Source organism: Streptomyces sp. NPDC041200 (assembly GCF_055591805.1).
The window spans coordinates 228,422-247,457 of sequence record NZ_JBVIZF010000010.1; the positions used below are offsets into that span (position 1 = coordinate 228,422).

Annotated in this window: 20 protein-coding genes and 1 rRNA gene; 6 read left to right on the forward strand and 15 right to left on the reverse strand. The window is 71.8% G+C overall.

The annotated features are described in order from the left end of the window. Window positions 1–4 precede the first annotated feature (4 nt). Window positions 5–226: a hypothetical protein gene (locus ACZ6CL_RS23570; RefSeq protein ID WP_468938350.1), complete on the forward strand. Its 222-nt coding sequence runs from the start codon at window positions 5–7 to the stop codon at window positions 224–226. A gap of 42 nt (window positions 227–268) precedes the next feature. Here ACZ6CL_RS23570 and ACZ6CL_RS23575 read toward each other — a convergent pair whose 3' ends face one another. Further along, window positions 269–1,087, reverse strand: a complete 819-nt coding sequence (locus tag ACZ6CL_RS23575; protein WP_468938352.1) for an alpha/beta fold hydrolase — start codon at window positions 1,085–1,087, stop codon at window positions 269–271. Window positions 1,088–1,145: 58 nt separating this feature from the next. On the opposite strand from ACZ6CL_RS23575, the gene ACZ6CL_RS23580 reads away from it, so the two are divergent. Next, window positions 1,146–1,529 (forward strand): MerR family transcriptional regulator, encoded by a 384-nt coding sequence (locus ACZ6CL_RS23580; protein ID WP_468938355.1) that lies wholly within the window; start codon window positions 1,146–1,148, stop codon window positions 1,527–1,529. 133 nt (window positions 1,530–1,662) lie between these two features. Here the strand turns inward: ACZ6CL_RS23580 and hemB are convergent, their stop codons facing one another. From hemB to ACZ6CL_RS23605, 5 genes are read right to left on the reverse strand one after another with little or no spacing between them, the layout of a single operon-like run. After that, entirely contained in the window at window positions 1,663–2,667 is a 1,005-nt protein-coding gene (hemB, locus tag ACZ6CL_RS23585) for a porphobilinogen synthase (protein WP_468938357.1), read from the reverse strand. Then, window positions 2,664–4,328: a bifunctional uroporphyrinogen-III C-methyltransferase/uroporphyrinogen-III synthase gene (locus ACZ6CL_RS23590; RefSeq protein WP_468938360.1), complete on the reverse strand. Its 1,665-nt coding sequence runs from the start codon at window positions 4,326–4,328 to the stop codon at window positions 2,664–2,666. Before ACZ6CL_RS23590 ends, hemB begins: the two co-directional genes overlap by 4 nt. Further along, complete coding sequence (hemC, locus tag ACZ6CL_RS23595; protein ID WP_468938362.1) at window positions 4,325–5,293, reverse strand: hydroxymethylbilane synthase; 969 nt, start codon at window positions 5,291–5,293, stop codon at window positions 4,325–4,327. Before hemC ends, ACZ6CL_RS23590 begins: the two co-directional genes overlap by 4 nt. Then, entirely contained in the window at window positions 5,290–6,792 is a 1,503-nt protein-coding gene (locus ACZ6CL_RS23600) for a glutamyl-tRNA reductase (RefSeq protein WP_468938365.1), read from the reverse strand. Before ACZ6CL_RS23600 ends, hemC begins: the two co-directional genes overlap by 4 nt. After that, the gene (locus ACZ6CL_RS23605) at window positions 6,789–7,619 is read right to left on the reverse strand and encodes a redox-sensing transcriptional repressor Rex (RefSeq protein ID WP_468938368.1); all 831 of its coding nucleotides are present in this window, start codon (window positions 7,617–7,619) and stop codon (window positions 6,789–6,791) included. Before ACZ6CL_RS23605 ends, ACZ6CL_RS23600 begins: the two co-directional genes overlap by 4 nt. A gap of 332 nt (window positions 7,620–7,951) precedes the next feature. On the opposite strand from ACZ6CL_RS23605, the gene ACZ6CL_RS23610 reads away from it, so the two are divergent. The 4 genes from ACZ6CL_RS23610 to ACZ6CL_RS23625 all read left to right on the forward strand — a co-directional run bounded on the left by ACZ6CL_RS23610 (window position 7,952) and on the right by ACZ6CL_RS23625 (window position 12,020). Continuing rightward, window positions 7,952–8,230 (forward strand): glutaredoxin family protein, encoded by a 279-nt coding sequence (locus ACZ6CL_RS23610; protein WP_450881805.1) that lies wholly within the window; start codon window positions 7,952–7,954, stop codon window positions 8,228–8,230. A gap of 117 nt (window positions 8,231–8,347) precedes the next feature. Beyond that, the gene (locus ACZ6CL_RS23615; RefSeq protein ID WP_468054491.1) at window positions 8,348–9,271 is read left to right on the forward strand and encodes an HAD family hydrolase; all 924 of its coding nucleotides are present in this window, start codon (window positions 8,348–8,350) and stop codon (window positions 9,269–9,271) included. Window positions 9,272–9,737: 466 nt separating this feature from the next. Then, the gene (locus ACZ6CL_RS23620; RefSeq protein WP_468938371.1) at window positions 9,738–10,568 is read left to right on the forward strand and encodes an ECF subfamily RNA polymerase sigma factor, BldN family; all 831 of its coding nucleotides are present in this window, start codon (window positions 9,738–9,740) and stop codon (window positions 10,566–10,568) included. Between the two features lie 204 nt (window positions 10,569–10,772). Beyond that, on the forward strand, window positions 10,773–12,020 hold the full coding sequence (locus tag ACZ6CL_RS23625; RefSeq protein ID WP_468938374.1) for a DUF5667 domain-containing protein: 1,248 nt from the start codon (window positions 10,773–10,775) through the stop codon (window positions 12,018–12,020). Window positions 12,021–12,053: 33 nt separating this feature from the next. Here the strand turns inward: ACZ6CL_RS23625 and ACZ6CL_RS23630 are convergent, their stop codons facing one another. The 9 genes from ACZ6CL_RS23630 to rrf all read right to left on the reverse strand — a co-directional run. Further along, a complete protein-coding gene (locus tag ACZ6CL_RS23630; protein ID WP_468938376.1) occupies window positions 12,054–13,097 on the reverse strand; it encodes a lysophospholipid acyltransferase family protein in 1,044 nt (347 codons plus the stop codon). A gap of 13 nt (window positions 13,098–13,110) precedes the next feature. Next, window positions 13,111–14,154 (reverse strand): NAD-dependent epimerase/dehydratase family protein, encoded by a 1,044-nt coding sequence (locus ACZ6CL_RS23635; RefSeq protein WP_468054498.1) that lies wholly within the window; start codon window positions 14,152–14,154, stop codon window positions 13,111–13,113. A 195-nt stretch (window positions 14,155–14,349) separates the two neighbouring features. After that, complete coding sequence (locus ACZ6CL_RS23640) at window positions 14,350–14,448, reverse strand: 30S ribosomal protein bS22 (protein WP_003948845.1); 99 nt, start codon at window positions 14,446–14,448, stop codon at window positions 14,350–14,352. A 122-nt stretch (window positions 14,449–14,570) separates the two neighbouring features. Then, window positions 14,571–14,780, reverse strand: a complete 210-nt coding sequence (locus ACZ6CL_RS23645; protein WP_014053989.1) for a helix-turn-helix domain-containing protein — start codon at window positions 14,778–14,780, stop codon at window positions 14,571–14,573. A 130-nt stretch (window positions 14,781–14,910) separates the two neighbouring features. Next, entirely contained in the window at window positions 14,911–15,726 is an 816-nt protein-coding gene (locus ACZ6CL_RS23650) for a phosphatase (RefSeq protein WP_468938380.1), read from the reverse strand. 102 nt (window positions 15,727–15,828) lie between these two features. Continuing rightward, a complete protein-coding gene (locus ACZ6CL_RS23655; RefSeq protein ID WP_468938382.1) occupies window positions 15,829–17,001 on the reverse strand; it encodes an acetoin utilization protein AcuC in 1,173 nt (390 codons plus the stop codon). Further along, a complete protein-coding gene (locus tag ACZ6CL_RS23660; RefSeq protein ID WP_468938385.1) occupies window positions 16,970–18,190 on the reverse strand; it encodes an MFS transporter in 1,221 nt (406 codons plus the stop codon). Before ACZ6CL_RS23660 ends, ACZ6CL_RS23655 begins: the two co-directional genes overlap by 32 nt. Window positions 18,191–18,215: 25 nt before the next feature. After that, window positions 18,216–18,872 carry an HAD family hydrolase gene (locus ACZ6CL_RS23665; RefSeq protein ID WP_468938388.1) on the reverse strand — a complete coding sequence of 219 codons (657 nt, stop codon included), beginning with the start codon at window positions 18,870–18,872 and terminating at the stop codon, window positions 18,216–18,218. 73 nt (window positions 18,873–18,945) lie between these two features. Further along, window positions 18,946–19,036, reverse strand: a 5S ribosomal RNA gene (gene rrf / locus ACZ6CL_RS23670); the annotation flags it as partial.

Genomic DNA, 19,036 nt, shown 5'->3' on the forward strand with positions numbered 1-19,036 from the left:
CCCCATGCCCCCGGGAAAGACCTTCGACGTCCGCCGGCTCATCGCCGGACTCCTCGGCCTGTACGGCGCCGTCCTCACCGTGCTGGGTGTGACGGACGGCCCCGCCGAACTGGCCAAGGCCGACGGCATCCGCATCAACCTCTGGATCGGCCTCGGCCTGCTCGCGGTAGCCGCGGCGTTCGGCGCCTGGGCGAAGCTCGCCCCGCAGCGGCGCGAGGAGGAGTGAGCTGGCGGCCATTCGCCTCCCTCCGGCGAGGGCCACCTCGCGTCACGCCCCGGCACCCGCCTCCCGGAGGAAGTCGCCCATCAGCGACCCCCAGCCGGCGGGATCCTCGGCGAACGGAAGGTGGCCGGTGGCCAGCTCCGCGAGTCGTGCCCCCGGGATGCCGCCGGCGAGCTGCCGATGGTGATACGGGGTGACCAACTGGTCCAGCGTGGTGGAGATGACCAGGGTGGGCACCACGATCGCGGCGAGGTCGGCCCGTACGTCGACATCGTCGAGGATCAGGTCCACGTGGTCCGGCGTGCCCGGCGGGACAGTGGCTGCGACAGTCTTGAGCGCGGCGTCGAGGTCGTCCTGCTCCGACGCGTCCAGGGCGGGCGTCGCGGCGCACATCAGCGACAGGAAAGCGGCGAGCCGCTCCGGATCCCCGGCGCGCAACAGGTCGCGCCAGAGCCGGGCTACCAGCAGCATCCGCGGATTGGGGCGGGCGAAGGCGGCGGTGAGAACGAGCGCGGTGATGCGTTCGGGGTGGCGGGTGGCGGCTCGTACGGCGACCGGGCCGCCCAGCGAGTACCCCGCGACGGCGAACGTCTCCAGGCCCTCCTCCACGGCGGTGGCGACCAGTTCGTCGGCCAGCCCGTCCAGGGTGAGCGGCGCGTCGGCGCGCGGGGTACGCCCGGCGCCGGGGTAGTCCGGCCCCACCACCGTGTGCCGCTCGGCCAGCTGCTCCAGCACCGGCCCGTAGTTGGCGTCGATGCCGCCGCCCGCGCCGTGGGCGAGCAGCAGACCCGGCCCGCTGCCACGCACCACGCGGCCGAGGGAGGAGCGGGTGCGCAGGCCGTGATCAGTGTCCTTGTTCGTCATGCTCAGAGGCTAGAGTCTGACATCCATGTGAGAGTCAACGCAGTGGGGTGCAGGTCACATGCGCATGGGGGAAATGGTCCGGCGGACCGGTGTCAGCGAACGGCTGCTGCGCTACTACGAGGAGCAGGGTCTGCTCACGCCCGAGCGCCTGCCCAGTGGCTACCGGGTCTACCGCGACGCCGACGTGACCACGGTCCGGCGCATCCGCACCCTTCTCGCGGCCGGGCTGCCGACGGCCACCATCTCCCGCGTCCTCCCCTGCGTCCGCGACGACGGCGCGCAGCTCGCACCCGTGTGCCCCGGGCTCGTGGCCGAACTCCGGCAGGAACGCGAGCGCATCAGCCACGCGATCAGGGAACTGGAGACGTCACGGGGCATGCTCGACGCGGTCATCGCCGCCGGCCCCGCCGAGGGCACTCCGGGGTCTCGTCGGGCTCGATGAGCCCCATGGGCAGTTCCCAGCCCCAGGTGCCACTCCCCTTCGCCGACGCGGGTCCCAGCATGTCACTCGGACGAAACGCGTACGGGCCGCACGCGCCTGGTGCGCATGCGGCCCGTACGGCGTCGGGGACGTACTACTCGCCGCGGTTCAGGCGGTGGGCGACCTCCGTGGCCCAGTACGTGAGGATCAGCCCCGCGCCCGCGCGGCGGATGGAGGTCAGGGACTCCATGATGGCGCGGTCGCGGTCGATCCAGCCGTTCGCGGCGGCCGCCTCGACCATCGCGTACTCGCCGGAGACCTGGTACGCGGCCACCGGGACGTCCACCGCGTCGGCGATGCGGTGGAGGATGTCCAGGTACGGGAGAGCGGGCTTGACCATGACCATGTCGGCGCCCTCGGACAGGTCCAGTTCCAGCTCGCGCAGCGACTCGCGGGCGTTGGGCGGGTCCTGCTGGTACGTCTTGCGGTCGCCCTTGAGGGACGAGCCGACCGCCTCGCGGAACGGGCCGAAGAAGGCGGAGGCGTACTTGGCGGTGTACGCCAGGATCGACACGTCCTGGTGCCCGGCGCCGTCCAGCGCCCGGCGGACGACGGCGACCTGGCCGTCCATCATGCCGCTCGGGCCGACCGCGTGGGCGCCCGCGTCGGCCTGGACGCGGGCCATCTCGGCGTAGCGCTCCAGCGTGGCGTCGTTGTCGATCCGGCCCTCGCCGTCCACGACGCCGCAGTGGCCGTGGTCGGTGTGCTCGTCCAGGCACAGGTCGGACATGATCACGAGGTCGTCGCCGACCTCGGCGCGCACGTCGCGCAGGGCGACCTGGAGGATGCCGTCCGGGTCGGTGCCGGGAGTGCCGACGGCGTCCTTCTTGGACTCCTCCGGCACTCCGTACAGCATGATCCCGCCGACCCCCGCCGCGACCGCCTCGGCCGCGGCCTTCCGCAGGGAGTCCCGGGTGTGCTGGAGGACGCCCGGCATCGACTGCAGCGGCACCGGCGCGCTCAGGTCCTCCCGCACGAAGGCGGGCAGGATCAGCCCGGCCGGGTGCAGCCGGGTCTCGGCGACCATCCGCCGCATCGCCGGTGTGGTGCGCAGCCGACGGGGACGGGCCCCGGGGAAGTTGCCGTACGTCGTGCTCAAGAGCGTGCCCTCCTTCGCGATCCGGGCCGTCGCTCGCTCGGGCGCGTGACCGGGTCCCCGGCCTCGACCGCGGCCTGGCGCCGCGCCGCGCCGAAGTCCGCGAGCGCCTCGGCCAGCTTGAGCACCGAGGGCTCGGGCGACAGCACGTCCACCCGCAGGCCGTGCTCCTCCGCGGTCTTCGCGGTGGCCGGGCCGATACAGGCGATGACAGTGACATTGTGCGGCTTGCCCGCGATGCCGACGAGGTTCCGCACGGTGGACGACGAGGTGAAGAGCACCGCGTCGAACCCACCGCCCTTGATGGCCTCACGGGTCTCGGCGGGCGGCGGCGACGCGCGCACGGTGCGGTACGCGGTGACGTCGTCGACCTCCCAGCCCAGCTCGATCAGCCCGGCGACCAGGGTCTCGGTGGCGATGTCGGCACGCGGCAGGAACACCCGGTCGATCGGGTCGAAGACCGGGTCGTACGGCGGCCAGTCCTCCAGCAGCCCGGCCGCGGACTGCTCACCGCTGGGCACCAGGTCCGGCTTCACACCGAATTCGATCAGCGACTTGGCGGTCTGCTCGCCCACCGCCGCGACCTTGATCCCGGCGAACGCGCGGGCGTCGAGCCCGTACTCCTCGAACTTCTCGCGCACCGCCTTGACCGCGTTGACCGAGGTGAAGGCGATCCACTCGTAGCGCCCGGTGACCAGGCCCTTGACCGCGCGCTCCATCTGCTGCGGCGTGCGCGGCGGCTCGACGGCGATCGTCGGCACCTCGCTGGGCACCGCGCCGTACGAACGCAGCTGGTCCGAGAGCGAGGCGGCCTGCTCCTTGGTGCGCGGCACCAGGACCTTCCAGCCGAACAGCGGCTTGGACTCGAACCAGGACAGCTGGTCGCGCCGCTCGGCCGCGCCGCTCTCGCCGACGACCGCTATCACGGGCTGCGAGCCCTGCGGCGACGGCAGCACCTTCGCGGACTTCAGCACCTGCGCGATGGTGCCGAGCGTCGCCGTCCAGGTGCGCTGGCGGGTGGTCGTACCGGCGACGGTGACCGTCAGCGGGGTGTCCGGCTTGCGGCCCGCGGACACCAGCTCGCCCGCGGCGGCCGCGACCGTCTCCAGGGTGGCGGAGACGACGGCCGTCGCGTCGGACGAACCGACCTCGCTCCAGCAGCGCTCATCGGCGGTACGGGCGTCCACGAAGCGCACATCGGCGCCCTGGGAGTCCCGCAGCGGCACACCCGCGTAGGCGGGCACGCCCACCGCGGACGCGACACCGGGGACCACCTCGAAGACGATGCCCTCGGCGGCGCACGCGAGCATCTCGTCGGCGGCGTACCCGTCGAGGCCGGGGTCGCCCGCGACGGCGCGGACGACCCGCTTGCCGCCGCGCGCGGCCGCCATGACAAGATTGGTGCTGTCCCGGAGTACCGGGACCTCAGCGGTGCCTGACGACACGTCAGGGCCCGCTTGCCCTGGCGTGCCCTGAGCTTCCGCGGCCACGCCCGGCCTGACGTGCGTACGCACCACGTCGAGCACGTGCGGGTCGGCGATCAGCACGTCCGCGGCGGCCAGTGCCTCTACGGCACGCAGCGTCAGTAGGCCCGGATCTCCTGGGCCCGCACCGAGAAAGGTGACGTGCCCGCAGCCGGGATGGTTCGGGGCGTTGGGGTTCAAAGTGCTCGCTCCCCCATAAGACCGGCCGCACCCTTGGCGAGCATCTCGGCGGCGAGTTCGCGACCGAGGTCCGCGGCCTGATCGGGCGACGCGGGTACGGGACCGGTGGTGGACAGCTGCACCAGCGTCGAGCCGTCGGTCGTGCCGACGACGCCGCGCAGGCGCATTTCGGTGACAACCTGACCGTCGCCCAACAGGTCGGCCAGCGCCCCCACAGGTGCGCTGCAGCCGGCCTCCAGGGCGGCGAGCAGGGAACGCTCGGCGGTCACGGCGGCCCGCGTGTGCGGGTCGTCGAGTCCGGCGAGCAGGGCAGTCATCTCCGCGTCGGCCGCGGCACATTCGACTGCCAGGGCCCCCTGGCCGGGGGCGGGCAAAACATGGTCGGCGTCGAGGATCTCGGTCGCCTCGCTGATCCGCCCGAGGCGGCTCAGCCCGGCGGCGGCGAGCACCACGGCGTCGAGTTCACCGGAGCGGACGTAGCCGATCCGGGTGCCGACGTTGCCACGGATCGGCACCGTCTCGACATCGAGCCCGGACGACCGCGCCCAGGCGTTGAGCTGCGCGGCACGGCGCGGCGATCCGGTGCCTATCCGGGCGCCGGGCGGCAGCTGTTCGAAGGTGAGGCCGTCGCGCGCGATGAGCGCGTCGCGCGGGTCCTCGCGCCGCGGGATCGCGGCCAGCGTGAGGCCCTCCGGCTCGGCGGTCGGCAGGTCCTTCAGCGAGTGGACGGCGAAGTCGATCTCGCCGCCCAGCAGCGCCTCGCGCAGCGCCGAGACGAAGACGCCGGTGCCGCCGATCTGCGCGAGGTGCTCACGCGAGACGTCCCCGTACGTGGTGATCTCGACCAGCTCGACGGGGCGGCCGGTCAGCTCGCGCACCTGGTCGGCTATCAGGCCGGACTGCGCCATGGCGAGCGCGCTGCGGCGGGTCCCCAGCCGCAGCGGGGTGGCGGGGGCGGTGGTCATGCCCGGCCTCCCTTCGGGTCGTTCGGTTCGGCGGCGGCCGCGCGGCCCGGGCCGCCCGTGTCGGCCCGGCTGACGGCGGCAACCGCCTGGGGGTCGAGGTCGAACAGCTCGCGCAGCGCGTCCGCGTAACCCGCGCCGCCCGGGGTGCTCGCCAGCTCCTTGACCCGCACGGTGGGCGCGTGCAGCAGCTTGTCGACGACCCGGCGCACGGTCTGGGTGATCTCCGAGCGCTGCTTGTCGTCCAGGTCGGGCAGGCGTCCGTCGAGCCGGGCGATCTCACTCGCGACGACATCTGCCGCCATGGTACGCAGCGCGACCACGGTCGGCGTGATGTGCGCGGCGCGCTGGGCCGCCCCGAAGGCGGACACCTCGGCGGAGACGATTCCGCGGACCTTGTCGACATCGGCGGCCAGCGCGACGGCGGAGGAGCCCGAGCCGTCGGCGGGAGTGGCGGCCGCCTCGGCGAGGGACTCGATGTCGACCAGTCGCAGCCCCTCGATCCGGTGCGCCGCCGCGTCTATGTCGCGCGGCATCGCCAGATCCAGCAGCGAGACGGTGGCGGCGTGCCCGCCGGTGGGGCAGCCCGCCCGCTGGGTGAGCGCGGTACGCAGATCGTCCTCGGTCAGCACCAGACCGGTCGCGCCGGTACAGGAGACGACGATGTCGGCGTGCGGCAGCTCGTTCGCGACCCGGTCACGCGGTACGGCACGGGCGATCAGACCGGGCCGCTCGTCCGGACCGGCCTCCCGCGCGGCGTCGGCCGCGAGGTCGGCGACGGCGACATCGGCGCCCAGCCCGGCGTGGTGGCCCGCGAGGGACTCAGCGAGCCGCAGGGCCCGCTCCAACGTCCTGTTGGCGATCACCAGTTCTGCCACACCGGCCCGCGCGAGGGTCGTCGCGGCCAGCGACGACATCGACCCCGCGCCGATCACCAGCGCGCGCTTCCCGGCCGCCCAGTCCGGCACCGGCCCGGACCCGGCCAGCTGCTCCAGGCCGAAGGTCACCAGCGACTGGCCGGCCTTGTCGATCCCGGTCTCGCTGTGCGCCCGCTTGCCGACCCGCAGCGCCTGCTGGAAGAGGTCGTTCAGCATCCGGCCCGCGGTGTGCAGCTCCTGCCCGAGCGCGAGCGCGTCCTTGATCTGGCCGAGGATCTGGCCCTCTCCGACGACCATCGAGTCCAGCCCGCAGGCCACCGAGAAGAGGTGGTGGACGGCCCGGTCCTCGTAGTGCACATAGAGATACGGAGTCAGCTCGTCCAGGCCGACACCGGTGTGCTGGGCGATCAGGGTGGACAGTTCGGCCACTCCGGCGTGGAACTTGTCCACATCGGCGTACAGCTCGATCCGGTTGCAGGTGGCCAGCACCGCGGCCTCGGTGGCGGGATCGGCGGCGAGCGTGTCCTGCAGCAGCTTGGCCTGCTCGTCACCCACCAGGGCAGCGCGCTCCAGCACGCTCACGGGCGCGCTGCGGTGACTCATTCCGACGACGAGGAGACTCATGCCGGCATCACGGCGGGCACATCCCCGTCAGGTCCTTGCCGAGGGCCGTCGCCACCGGACGCGCCGGTGGCGGGGCGGTTCGCGCCGGCGGAGGCGGGCTTGGGCGTCGTCGCGACGCCCGGCTCACCGGTCCCGGCCGTCTCCCGCTCGGGAGGGGTGGCCTCCTCGCCCGCCTTGCGCTGCTCGTGGAAGGCGAGGATCTGCAGCTCGATGGAGAGATCGACCTTACGGACGTCCACACCCTCCGGAACGGACAGCACGGTGGGCGCGAAGTTGAGGATCGAGGTGATCCCGGCCGCGACGAGGCGGTCACAGACCTGCTGGGCGGCACCGGCCGGGGTGGCGATGACGCCGATCGAGACCCCGTTGTCGTCGATGATCTTCTCGAGTTCGTCGGTGTGCTGCACCGCGATGCCCGCGACCGGCTTCCCGGCCATGGCCGGATCGGCGTCGATCAGCGCGGCGACCCGGAAGCCACGGGAGGCGAAGCCGCCGTAGTTGGCGAGGGCGGCGCCGAGATTACCGATACCGACGATCACGACCGGCCAGTCCTGGGTGAGGCCGAGTTCCCGCGAGATCTGGTAGACGAGGTACTCCACGTCGTAGCCGACACCCCGGGTGCCGTACGAGCCGAGGTACGAGAAGTCCTTGCGCAGCTTGGCCGAATTGACCCCGGCGGCGGTCGCGAGTTCCTCGGAGGACACCGTGGGGACCGAGCGCTCGGAGAGCGCGGTCAGGGCACGCAGATACAGCGGTAGCCGGGCGACGGTGGCCTCGGGGATTCCTCGGCTTCGGGTCGCCGGTCGGTGAGTTCGGCCAGTTGCCACGGTGCTCCTGCGGGTAGAGCGGGGCTGCGGGCGGCCGGATGGCGTGAGGCCGCCCCATCGACAGCAGGCTATGTCTTTGTGAACGCGTGCACAAAGATGGTGTCCGCTTTGTCCGAGCAAAGTGACCGGTGTCACGCGCCTTTTCGACCAGGCCACGGAACCACCACCAGCGTCGCACCGTTCCCCATGGACGCGCACGCACCGCGGACCCTCCGAGGGGAACACGGGCCCTCACTCCTCACCGTTTTACCCCCGGACAGCAACAAATCGCCCACGATCGTAAACCGACCGGGGCCCCGCCGCCGAACTCGCCGGGAGCGCACAATGGGGCCATGAGTCCGCTGTTGCGCCGTAGCCCCCGCAAGAAGCCCAGCGAGCGCACGGTGACGCTGATCGGCAAACCCGACTGTCACCTCTGCGAGAACGCCGAGGCCGTGATCGAGAAGGTCTGCGGCGAGCTGGGCACCCCCTGGGAGAAGAAGGACATCACCCAGGACGAGGAGCTGTACCGGAAGTACTGGGAGCAGATTCCGGTTGTCCTGGTCGACGGCGCCCAGCACGACTTCTGGCGGGTCGATCCGAAGCGGCTGCGCGCCGCCCTCGGCGGCTGACGGCGGCCACCGGTCCCGCCGCCTCCCCGGCTTCGCCCGCCCCCCTTTCGCGTAACCTGAATCCGCCCGACACCCTGGCGTAACGGCGAGCGCCATGGGCATGGCTATGCTCGCTCTATGGCCGCACTGGGATGGTTCACCCGACGTCGACAGCCCGCCACGGAGCGGAGCGTCCTCGCCGGAGAGGCATCGGCCGAGGCGGCGCGCAAGTCGTCGGCCGAGACCCCGCCGCCACAGACCGCCGCCGAGCCGGAGTTCCCGGTCGTCGGCGACGAGCAGGCGGCCGCCTTCTTCGACCTGGACAACACGGTCATGCAGGGCGCCGCGCTCTTCCACTTCGGCCGCGGCCTCTACAAGCGGCACTTCTTCCGCAAGCGTGAGCTGGCCCGCTTCGCCTGGCAGCAGACGTGGTTCCGGATGGCCGGAGTCGAGGACCCGGCCCACATGGAGGACGTGCGCAGCAGCGCGCTGTCGATCGTCAAGGGCCACCGGGTCGCCGAGCTGATGTCGATCGGCGAGGAGATCTACGACGAGTACATGGCCGACCGCATCTGGCCCGGCACCCGGGCGCTCGCCCAGGCCCACCTGGACGCCGGGCAGCGGGTGTGGCTGGTGACCGCGGCCCCCGTCGAAACCGCGACGATCATCGCCCGGCGGCTGGGGCTGACCGGGGCGCTGGGGACGGTGGCCGAGTCCGTCGGCGGCGTGTACACCGGCAAACTGGTCGGCGAGCCGCTGCACGGCCCCGCGAAGGCGGAGGCCGTACGGGCGCTGGCGGCGGCCGAGGGCCTCGACCTGAACCGCTGCGCGGCGTACAGCGACTCCTCCAACGACATCCCGATGCTGTCGATCGTGGGCCACCCCTACGCCGTGAACCCCGATGGCCAGCTGCGCAAACACGCCCGCGATCGCGGCTGGCGGCTGCGCGACTACCGCACCGGCCGCAAGGCGGCCCGCATCGGCATCCCGGCCGCGGCCGGGGTGGGCGCGGTGGCGGGCGGCACGGCCGCCGCGGTGGCCCTCCACCGCCGACGCCGCTAGGGCCCCCTCGCAACCTCTGCACGTCTCCGGCGGGCCGCACACCGTGACCGACCGTCGCCGAACGAGGGTGACCGGGCATGCCCGCCCTTGACTGATCGTCGCGCTGCGTGACGGCTTGGGCAGCGATGCGGAGGGTCATCGGACGACCGCGTCCGTCCCGTTTCAGTCAATCCACGTTTGCTGCCCCATAGCGCCCCCGCCAGTCCCCTTACCGCTGGTTTGTCACAACACGCCATACCGGCGCACAAGCAGCGAATGTTTTCGATCAACTCCCATACTGCATTCGATACTTGATCCGTCATCAACCCATAACGAAGCAGACGGAAACGATGATTTGAGCAACTGGGTGTAGCGCCGCCTATACGAAGCGTTATTCTCCTTAGACGCAAACCGGTACCCACGCGTCCCTACGGCGGGTGAACGGTCCCGTACTGCACGTGATGGAAGCTCTGCCTCTGGGAGTCCCGTGTACCCACACGTCGGGGTTGACGCCTCGGGCCTGGCTACGCTGCGCGCAACGGTCCTCGACTGTCTGCGCGGCTTCGTCCCCACCGCGTATGCCGTCCCCGCCTTCGCCCTCGCCTCGCCCGTGCCCGCCGGGCCGGCCCGTCCCGCCGGTCCAGCCGACGGCACGGTCAGCCGGTCCGGCGCCGCCAGTCCCTGCTATGCCCTCACCGACGGCGGCGCGGCGGTCGGCAGACGCTCCCGCGGCTCCACCTCCACCGCCCGGCGGCCCAGTGCCGACAGCGACAGCCGCCGGATGATGGACCTCGTGGAGCGCGCTCAGGCGGGCGAGGCCGAGGCCTTCGGGCGCCTCTACGACCAGTACGCCGACACGGTGTACCGCTATATCTACTACCGGGTCGGCGGCCGGGCCACGGCCGAGGACCTCACCAGCGAGACGTTCCTGCGCGCCCTGCGCCGCATCGGGACCTTCACCTGGCAGGGCCGCGACTTCGGCGCCTGGCTGGTGACGATCGCCCGTAACCTCGTCGCCGACCACTTCAAGTCCAGCCGCTTCCGGCTGGAGGTCACCACCGGCGAGATGCTCGACGCCAACGAGGTCGAGCGCAGCCCGGAGGACTCGGTCCTGGAGTCCCTCTCCAACGCGGCGCTGCTCCAGGCGGTGCGAAAACTCAACCCGCAGCAGCAGGAGTGCGTGACGCTCCGCTTCCTCCAGGGCCTCTCGGTCGCCGAGACCGCCCGCGTCATGGGCAAGAACGAGGGCGCGATCAAAACCCTGCAGTACCGGGCCGTGCGCACACTCGCGCGGCTGCTGCCGGACGACGCCCGCTGACCCCGGGAAGCGCGGGCGCGACGTGTGGTCCGATCATCGGGAGGGCGTAACCCCTGCGCTGCGCCGCTCGTTGTGGGAGGTGCAGGCGCCTCGCGGTCGTACCCTGCCCGTAGTCCCCTCACTCGATCGGGTGGACGCGCGCATGGCACGGAACCTCCGGGTGTCCTGGGGAGTCGACCGTCACGAGAAGAGGAGGTGCCGCCCGTGATCGCGAACGTATCGGCGCACCGGCGGGCGAACGCCTTCGCCGAGGCGCTGGAGGCCCTGGAGGCTCTGGAGAGCCGGCACCAGGCGTCCCAGGACACGACCGGGGCGGCCGGGCCCGAACCGTCCGGCCCGGCGGCGGACAGCCCCGGCCAGCAGCATCGGCTGATGGATGTGGCGCGGCAGCTCGGTGAGCTACCGGCGCCGACGCTGTCCGCCGACGTCAAAACCGCCCAGCGGGCCCAGCTGATCGCCGCCATGGAGGCCGCCTTCGCGGACGGCGCGTCCCGGGTCCCCGAGCAGCGCCGCCGCAGCAGCGGCGCCCACCGGGCGAAACCCCCGGTGGCCAGACTCCGGCCCCGCTCCCGCTGGTCCAAGGGGCTCGCGGCCGGGGGGCTCACCGTGGGAGTCGCGGCGGGCGCGTTCGGCGGCGTCGCCGCGGCCAGCTCCGACGCGCTCCCGGGCGACACCCTCTACGGGGTCAAGAGGGGCATGGAGGACCTGAAACTGGAGATGGCCGACGGCGACGCCGACCGCGGCCGGATCTATCTGGACCAGGCGTCCACCCGGCTGGGCGAGGCGCGCCGGCTGATGGAGCGGGCCCGCTCCGGCGACCTCGACCACGACCAGCTCGGCGAGATCCGCAGGGCCCTGTCCGGGATGCGCCATGACGCCTCCGAGGGCCACCGGCTGCTGCGCGAGGTCTACAAGCGGGACGGCTCGCTCGGTCCGATGCGCGAGCTGTCCACCTTCACCACGTCGCACCGCGAGGGCTGGAGCCGCCTGCGTGATCAGCTGCCGGTCCAGCTCATGGACGTCGGCGAGCAGGTCAGCTCGGTCTTCGACGCCATAGACGATGAGGTCGGCCCGCTGCGTTCGCTGCTGCCCACCTCCCGGGAGCAGCAGGGGCAGTCCGGCCAGCCGAGCGGCGAGCTGCCGCCGCGCCCCGGCGCGGCGGAGCCGGAGCGCGGCCAGCCGATGTCCTCCCCGGCCACCCCGAGCCACAGCCGCCCAGGTGACGCCTCCGCCAAGCCGCGCCCGTCGGCGTCGGCCGCTCCCGAGGAGCAGGGCCTGGTGGGCGGCGCGAGCGGTCTGCTGGACCCGCCGACCGGCGCGGCCACGCCGAGCCCGCCCGCGGGCAAGGGCGAGACGGGCGGGGGCAAGCCGTCCCAGCCGGACATCACCATCCCGCCGCTGCTGCCCGACCTGCTGCCGGGTCTGGACCTCGACGGCGACGACACGAGGTGATCATTGGGGGTCCGGCACCGCCGGACCCCCACCTCAGAAGAACACCGAGCGACGCTGCACCAAGAGCTTGTACAGCGTGTGCTGGATCGTTTCCCTTACCTGGTCCGTCAGGTTGAACATCAGCATCGGGTCGTCCGCGGCCTCCGGCGGATGCCCGTCCGTCGGGATGGGCTCGCCGAACTGGATCGTCCACTTCGTCGGCAGCGGCACCGCCCCCAGCGGCCCCAGCAGCGGGAACGTCGGCGTGACCGGGAAGTACGGGATCCCCAGCAGCCGGGCGAGCGTCTTCGCGTTCCCGACCATCGGATAGATCTCCTCCGCGCCCACGATCGAGCACGGCACGATCGGCGCCCCGGCGCGCAGCGCCGTCGAGACGAAGCCGCCCCGCCCGAACCGCTGGAGCTTGTACCGGTCCGCGAACGGCTTTCCGATGCCCTTGAAGCCCTCCGGCATCACCCCGACGACCTCACCGCGCTCCAGCAGCAGCTGGGCGTCCTCGGCGCAGGCGAGGGTGTGACCGGCCTTGCGGGCCAGCTCGTTGACGACCGGCAGCACGAAGACCAGGTCGGCGGCGAGCAGCCGCAGATGGCGCTGGGCGGGATGGTTGTCGTGCACCGCGACCTGGAGCATCAGCCCGTCCAGCGGCAGCACCCCGGAGTGGTTGGCGACCACGAGCGCGCCGCCGCTCTCCGGGATGTTCTCGATGCCCTTCACCTCGACCCGGAAGTACTTCTCGTACATCGGGCGGAGCATCGACATCAGCACCTGGTCGGTGAGGTCCTCGTCGTAGCCGAAGTCGTCGACCTCGTACTCACCGGTGATCCGGCGGCGCAGGAAACTCAGCCCGTGGGCGAGCTTGCGCTCCCAGTCGCCGCCGCCGGACGCCCGCTTCGGCGGGTGCGGGGGCAGGGGCGGAGCGGCCGCCGCGGAGGTCTCGGGGCGCTGCTCCAGCTCCTCGTCGCGCTGCTGCGGTACGGGTTTCAGCGGGCCCTGGGACCGGTTCGAACGGCCCGCGCGCAGTCCCTTCCGCCGGGACCGGGGTTCCTCACCGAACGGAATGACCTTGGCGTCCGCCATGGTGGTGCGCTCCTCATTTCTGGGCTCCGGCGGGCAGCAGTGCGCCGAGCCGGTCGATGGTACGGGCGAGGGTCTCGGGCGGGAGCAGCCCGGGACCGCGGCTGTGCGCATAGTCCGCGAAGGCGCCGGCGGTGGTGTACTCGGGATCGAACCCCAGGGTTTCGCGCATCTGGGTCGTGGCCACCACCCGGCCGTGGGTGAGCAGCCGGATCTGCTCGGGCGAGAAGTCGGTGATGCCGAGGGACCGCAGCGCGGTGCGGGCCCACCGGAGGGTCGGCAGCAGCAGCGGCAGGGTGGGGCGGCCGAGGCGCCGGGCGGCCTGGGAGAGCAGCAGCACTCCGTCGCCCGCGATGTTGAACGTTCCGCTGTTGAGCGTGCCGCGACGCGGCTCGGAGGCGGCGATCCGCAGCACCTCCAGGGCGTCCTTCTCATGGACGAACTGGAGCCGCGGGTCGTAGCCGATGACGGTGGGCAGCACCGGCAGCGCGAAGTACTCGGCGAGCGGGGAGTCCGCGCACGGCCCCAGGATGTTGGCGAAGCGCAGCACGCACACCGCGACATCGGGGCGGCGCCGGGCGAAGCCGCGTACGTACCCCTCGACCTCGACGGTGTCCTTGGCGAAGCCACCGCTCGGCAGCGACTTGGGCGGAGTGGTCTCGCCGAAGACGGCGGGGTCCCGGGGCGCGGAGCCGTACACGCTGGTGCTGGACTTCACCACCAGCCGCTGGACCGACGGCGCCTTCTGGCAGGCACCGAGCAGCTGCATGGTGCCGATGACGTTGGTTTCCTTGACCGAGGTGCGGTTGCCGCGGGCGCCGAGCGGGGTCCCGTTGATATCCATGTGGACGACGGTGTCGACGCCGAACTCGGCGAGGAGTTTCCCGATCGTGGGGTGGCGGATGTCGGCCCGGACGAAGTCGGCTCCGCCCAGTTGGTGTTCGGGAGCGACCGCGTCCACTCCGATGACCCGGTCGACGTCCGGCTCGCGCTGTATACGCCGTACGAATCGGCCCCCCAGCCGGCGGGCGACTCCGGTGACGAGCACGACCTTTCCCAAGATCAGCGCCTTCCTTCCCACCCTCGTCCGAGCATTCCGAGCTGGGCTGTGCGGACCACCGTAACCGCTCGATGTTGCGCTGTGATGACCACTCGCCGCGCGGTGCGACGTTTTAAGCCGGGGCCCCCACCGCACGCACCGCAGCCCTTCCACCATGGGTGGAAGGGCTGCGGGACGAACACAGCGCCGCTGGTCCTACTTCTTGTTGCGACGCTGGACGCGCGTGCGCTTGAGCAGCTTGCGGTGCTTCTTCTTCGCCATCCGCTTGCGCCGCTTCTTGATAACAGAGCCCACGACTACCCTCGCTCACTTCGAATCACTCGGTGCGGGGCGTCCGAGCCCACACGACCTACATCGGGCCAGCCTACCCGCCACCGGGCGAACCACGTAATCCGAGGGTCGTCGGCCTAAGTGGCCTAAGCGGACTCCACCCCCACATAGGACTCGCGGAGGTACTCATGCACCGCTTGCTCCGGGACCCGGAAGGACCTGCCCACCCTGATCGCCGGCAGATGACCACTGTGCACCAAGCGGTACACGGTCATCTTGGAGACTCGCATCACCGAGGCGACTTCCGCCACGGTCAGAAACTGAACCTCATTCAGAGGCCGTTCGCCAGCAGCCATGACACACCACCTGAACCTTCCGCACATGTCGGGCACCGGCTTCCCCTCCGGTGACTCCTCTCGCATGCGCGCTCATCCCCAGGTTAGGGGCGGGTGATGCGAGTGGGGAAGAGGAGTAGCGATCGCACGCCTACTGTGACAGACACGCTCGATTGAGTACATAGCGAGTAAGCGGCCGGTAGTAACCAGACCGCACAGCGTCATCAAGTGGAACGGCCACGGACACCTGTCCCTCGGCTTCCCCGACGAACAGCGCGGGGTCGTCGGTGTCGCCCAGTCCGATGGCGGCAAACCCCAGTTGACCTGCTCCGCAGACCCATCCGTGGTCCCCGACCACCAGCCCCGGCAGCGGCCCTCCGGACTCCGCGGCACAGGCGAGGGCGACGCGAACCGGGAGGGGCGAGTGACTGTGGGCGCCCGGCTCACTCGCGGTCGGCCGGGCGCCGGGTTCCCGCACCATCGCGACTCCCCGTACGTAGGTGAGCTGGTACGTACGTACGCCGAAACGAGTCGTTATGTCGACACATCTACCCTGCGCGGGGGTGAGAATGGGGCACCCGGCCGCCGAGAGGGCCGACGCCAAGGCGGCGTAGAAACCCAGGAGGCGGTGGGGGTGGCCGGTGCCCAGGAGCACCGGTGCCCGGGTTTCGGCGGCCACCCGGAGGCGGTCCGCGAAGGTCTGCAGGGCGGCGATCGTACGCTCCGGGTCGATCACGTCGTGACCGGAGACATGGGCCGGGTTGACCGAAACCCCGCATTTACTCCCCATGAGGCGAAGCAATTCGGTGAACGACCAGTCGTATTCGGGCTCCAGGCCGAGCAGCACCCGGGGATCGCGGGCGGCGAAGAGCCGGTAGCGGCGCAGACTCTCCTCCCGGCTGGTGGTCACCGGCCCGGCGAGCCGCGCCGCCAGCAGATGCGCACGCAGCGCGGCGGTACTCAACACCCCACCGATGCTGCTGGATCCCCGCCCGCGCCCGGGGGCGAACGCCCCGAGTTCCCCTGGTCGGCCTAACACTGGCGTACGAAAGAGGCCGGGGCGGCAGCCTTACGGCAGCAGGCCGTGGTGGGGGAAGGCGGCCCGGCGGGTCGCCAGGATCGCCTGGTCCAGGCGGTCCGCCGGGTCGTAGCCGGACTCGGCGAAGTCCTGCCAGCGCGGCTCGCGCCCGTCCGTCATCCGCCGCGGCCCCTCCAGCCGGGTCCGCCGGTACACCTCGCGCCGCCACTCCTCCGGCACCTCGGCCTCCGGCTCCACCGGACGCCCTGCCGCGATCGCCACCAGATGCGTCCACGACCGCGGCACCACGTCCACCACCGCGTAGCCGCCGCCCCCGAGGGCCACCCAGCGGCCGTCCGCGTGCTCGTGCGCCAGCCGGTGGCAGCTCTCCGCCACCGCGCGCTGCGCGTCCACGGTCACGCCCAGATGCGCGAGCGGGTCCTCGATGTGGGTGTCCGCGCCGTGCTGGGTCACCAGAGCCTGCGGGCGGAAGGCGGCCAGCAGCTCCGGCACCACCGCGTGGTAGGCCCGCAGCCAGCCCGCGTCCCCGGTCCCGGCCGGGAGTGCCACGTTCACCGCCGAGCCCTCGGCGCCCGCACCACCGGTCTCCTCCGGCCATCCGGTCTGCGGGAAGAGGGTGCGCGGGTGCTCGTGCAGCGAGATGGTCAGCACCCGCGGATCGTCCCAGAACGCCGCCTGCACGCCGTCGCCGTGGTGCACGTCCACATCCACGTACGCGACCCGCTCGGCGCCCAGCTCCAGCAGCCGGGCCACCGCCAGGGCCGCGTCGTTGTAGACGCAGAACCCGGAGGCGCCGCCGGGCATCGCGTGGTGCAGCCCGCCCGCGAAGTTCACCGCGTGCAGCGCCTCGCCGCGCCACACGCTCTCCGCCGCGCCCACCGACTGCCCGGCGATCAGCGCCGACGCCTCGTGCATTCCGGCGAACGCCGGGTCGTCCATCGTCCCGAGCCCGTACGAACCGTCCGCGGCCGCCGGATCGGCCGACGCCCGCCGCACCGCGTCGATGTACTCCTGGCGGTGGACCAGCCGCAGCGTCGAGTCGCCGGCCGCCTTGGCGGCCACCACCCCGACCGCCCGGTCGAGCCCGTACGCCTCCACCAACCGCATGGTCAGCGCGAGCCGGACCGGGTCCATCGGATGCCCGGCGCCGAAGTCGTACCGGGTTACTTCCTCATCCCACATCAACTGTGCGCGGCCGCTCATGCCCGTCACCGTATCGGGCTGGTGCGGCCGTGAACGACCTCGCGTAGACCAGCGTCACGAGGACGAGCGCCATCGGCACGAGCATCGCCCCGCGATAGCTCCATGCGCCCCCCAGCGCGCCCACGAGCGGCGAACCGATCAGAAAGCCCACGTAATTGAAGATATTCAGGCGCGCGATGGCCGCGTCCGACGCCCCGGGGAAGAGCCGCCCGGCCGCGGCGAACGTCTGCGGCACCAGGACGCACAGCCCGAGCCCCAGCAGCGTGAACCCGAGCATCCCCGCCCACGCGCCGGGCGCCGCCGCGACGACCGCGAACCCGCCCGCCGCGAGCAGCGACCCGGCCCGGACGACGGCGGCCGCGCCGAAGCGCCGCACGCCGAGGTCCCCGAAGGTGCGGCCGAGGAGGGTGGTGACCATGTAGACGTTGTACGGCACCGTCGCCAGCTGGTCGGAGCTGTGCAGCACGTCCTCCAGGTACTTGGCGGACCAGTTGGAAACCGTGGAGTCGCCGATGTAGGCGAAGGCCATGACGAGGCAGAGCGGCATCAGCAGCTTCATGTTCACGGCCCCTCCCTCGCCCGCGCCGCCCTCTCCGCCGTCCCGGCCGGGGCCGCCCTCGTCGTCCGCGTACCAGCGGGCCGCGATGAACGCGACGGGCACGAGGACCGCCACCAGCGGCGCGTACAGGACGGGCAGCGGCAGGTCCCAGTGCGCGCCCGCCCAGGCGAGCGAGGCCCCGGCGATCCCGCCCAGGCTGTACGCGGCGTGGAAGCCGAGCATGATGCTGCGCCCGTACGCGCGCTGCAGGCTCACGCCGAGCATGTTCATCGACGCGTCGAGCGCGCCGACGGTGAGACCGAAGACCGCGAGCGCGACGGCGAGCTGCCCTACGGCCGTGCCCGACCCCGCCGCGAGCAGGGCGAGCGAGACGACGGGCTGGACCCAGCGCAGCACCCGGCCCGGCCGTACGCGTTTGACGAGGTGTTCGGTGGCGACGCTGCCCACACCGGCCAGCACGGGCACGGCGGCGAGGAAGACGGGCAGCATCGCGTCGGATATCCCATAGCGGTCCTGCAGCGCGGGTATCCGGGTCACGAGCAGGGCGAAGATCGCGCCCTGGACGAAGAAGCTGATGGCCAGCGAGGCCCGGCCATGCCGTAGCCGCGGGCCCGGGCGCGTATCCGTCATGGCCGAGGAGCGTAGGCCCCCGGCGCTACTTGTGGGTAGAGCTGAGCACTATTCGCAGTTCGGCCATCTCCGAGAAGTGAGCGCGGGCGCCGGGGAGCCGGTCGGCCGGGGTCATGGCCGTGTAGCCGTACGCGTCCATCCCGGCGGCCACGGCGGCTTGGACGCCGAGCGGGCTGTCCTCGACGACGGCGCACCGCTCCGGGGCGACGCCCATGCTGGTGGCCGCGTGGAGGAACAGGTCGGGGGCGGGCTTACCGCGGCCCACGTCCTCGGAGCTGAAGATGCGGTCCTCGCCGAAGAAGTCGTAGAGCCCGGTCTTGCGCAAGGCGACCCGTATGCGCTCATGGCTTCCGGAGGACGCGACGCAGTACGGAATCCCCTCCGCGTGCATGCCCTTCAGCGTCGCGGCGGCGCCGGCCACCGGCTCCAGCTCCTGGCGGAAGGCGGCGAAGACGCGTGAGTGGAAGGTGGTGTCGAAGTCGGCGGGCAGCCGCTGCCCGGTGCGCTCCAGGACCAGCTCGTGGATGCGGTGCATGGCGGATCCCATGTAGTCCCGCAGGGAGTCCTCGTAGCTGGTGGGATGCCCCAGCTCGGTGAGATAGCCCGCGAGGAGCCGATTGGAGATCGGCTCGCTGTCGACGAGCACTCCGTCGTTGTCGAAAATGACCATGTCGTAGCGCATGGGCTTTAGCCTACAAACACGAAAAGGCCCTGTTGGGAGCTTGAAGCTCCCAACAGGGCCTTTTCCAAAGATTGTTCGGCGGCGTCCTACTCTCCCACAGGGTCCCCCCTGCAGTACCATCGGCGCTGAAAGGCTTAGCTTCCGGGTTCGGAATGTAACCGGGC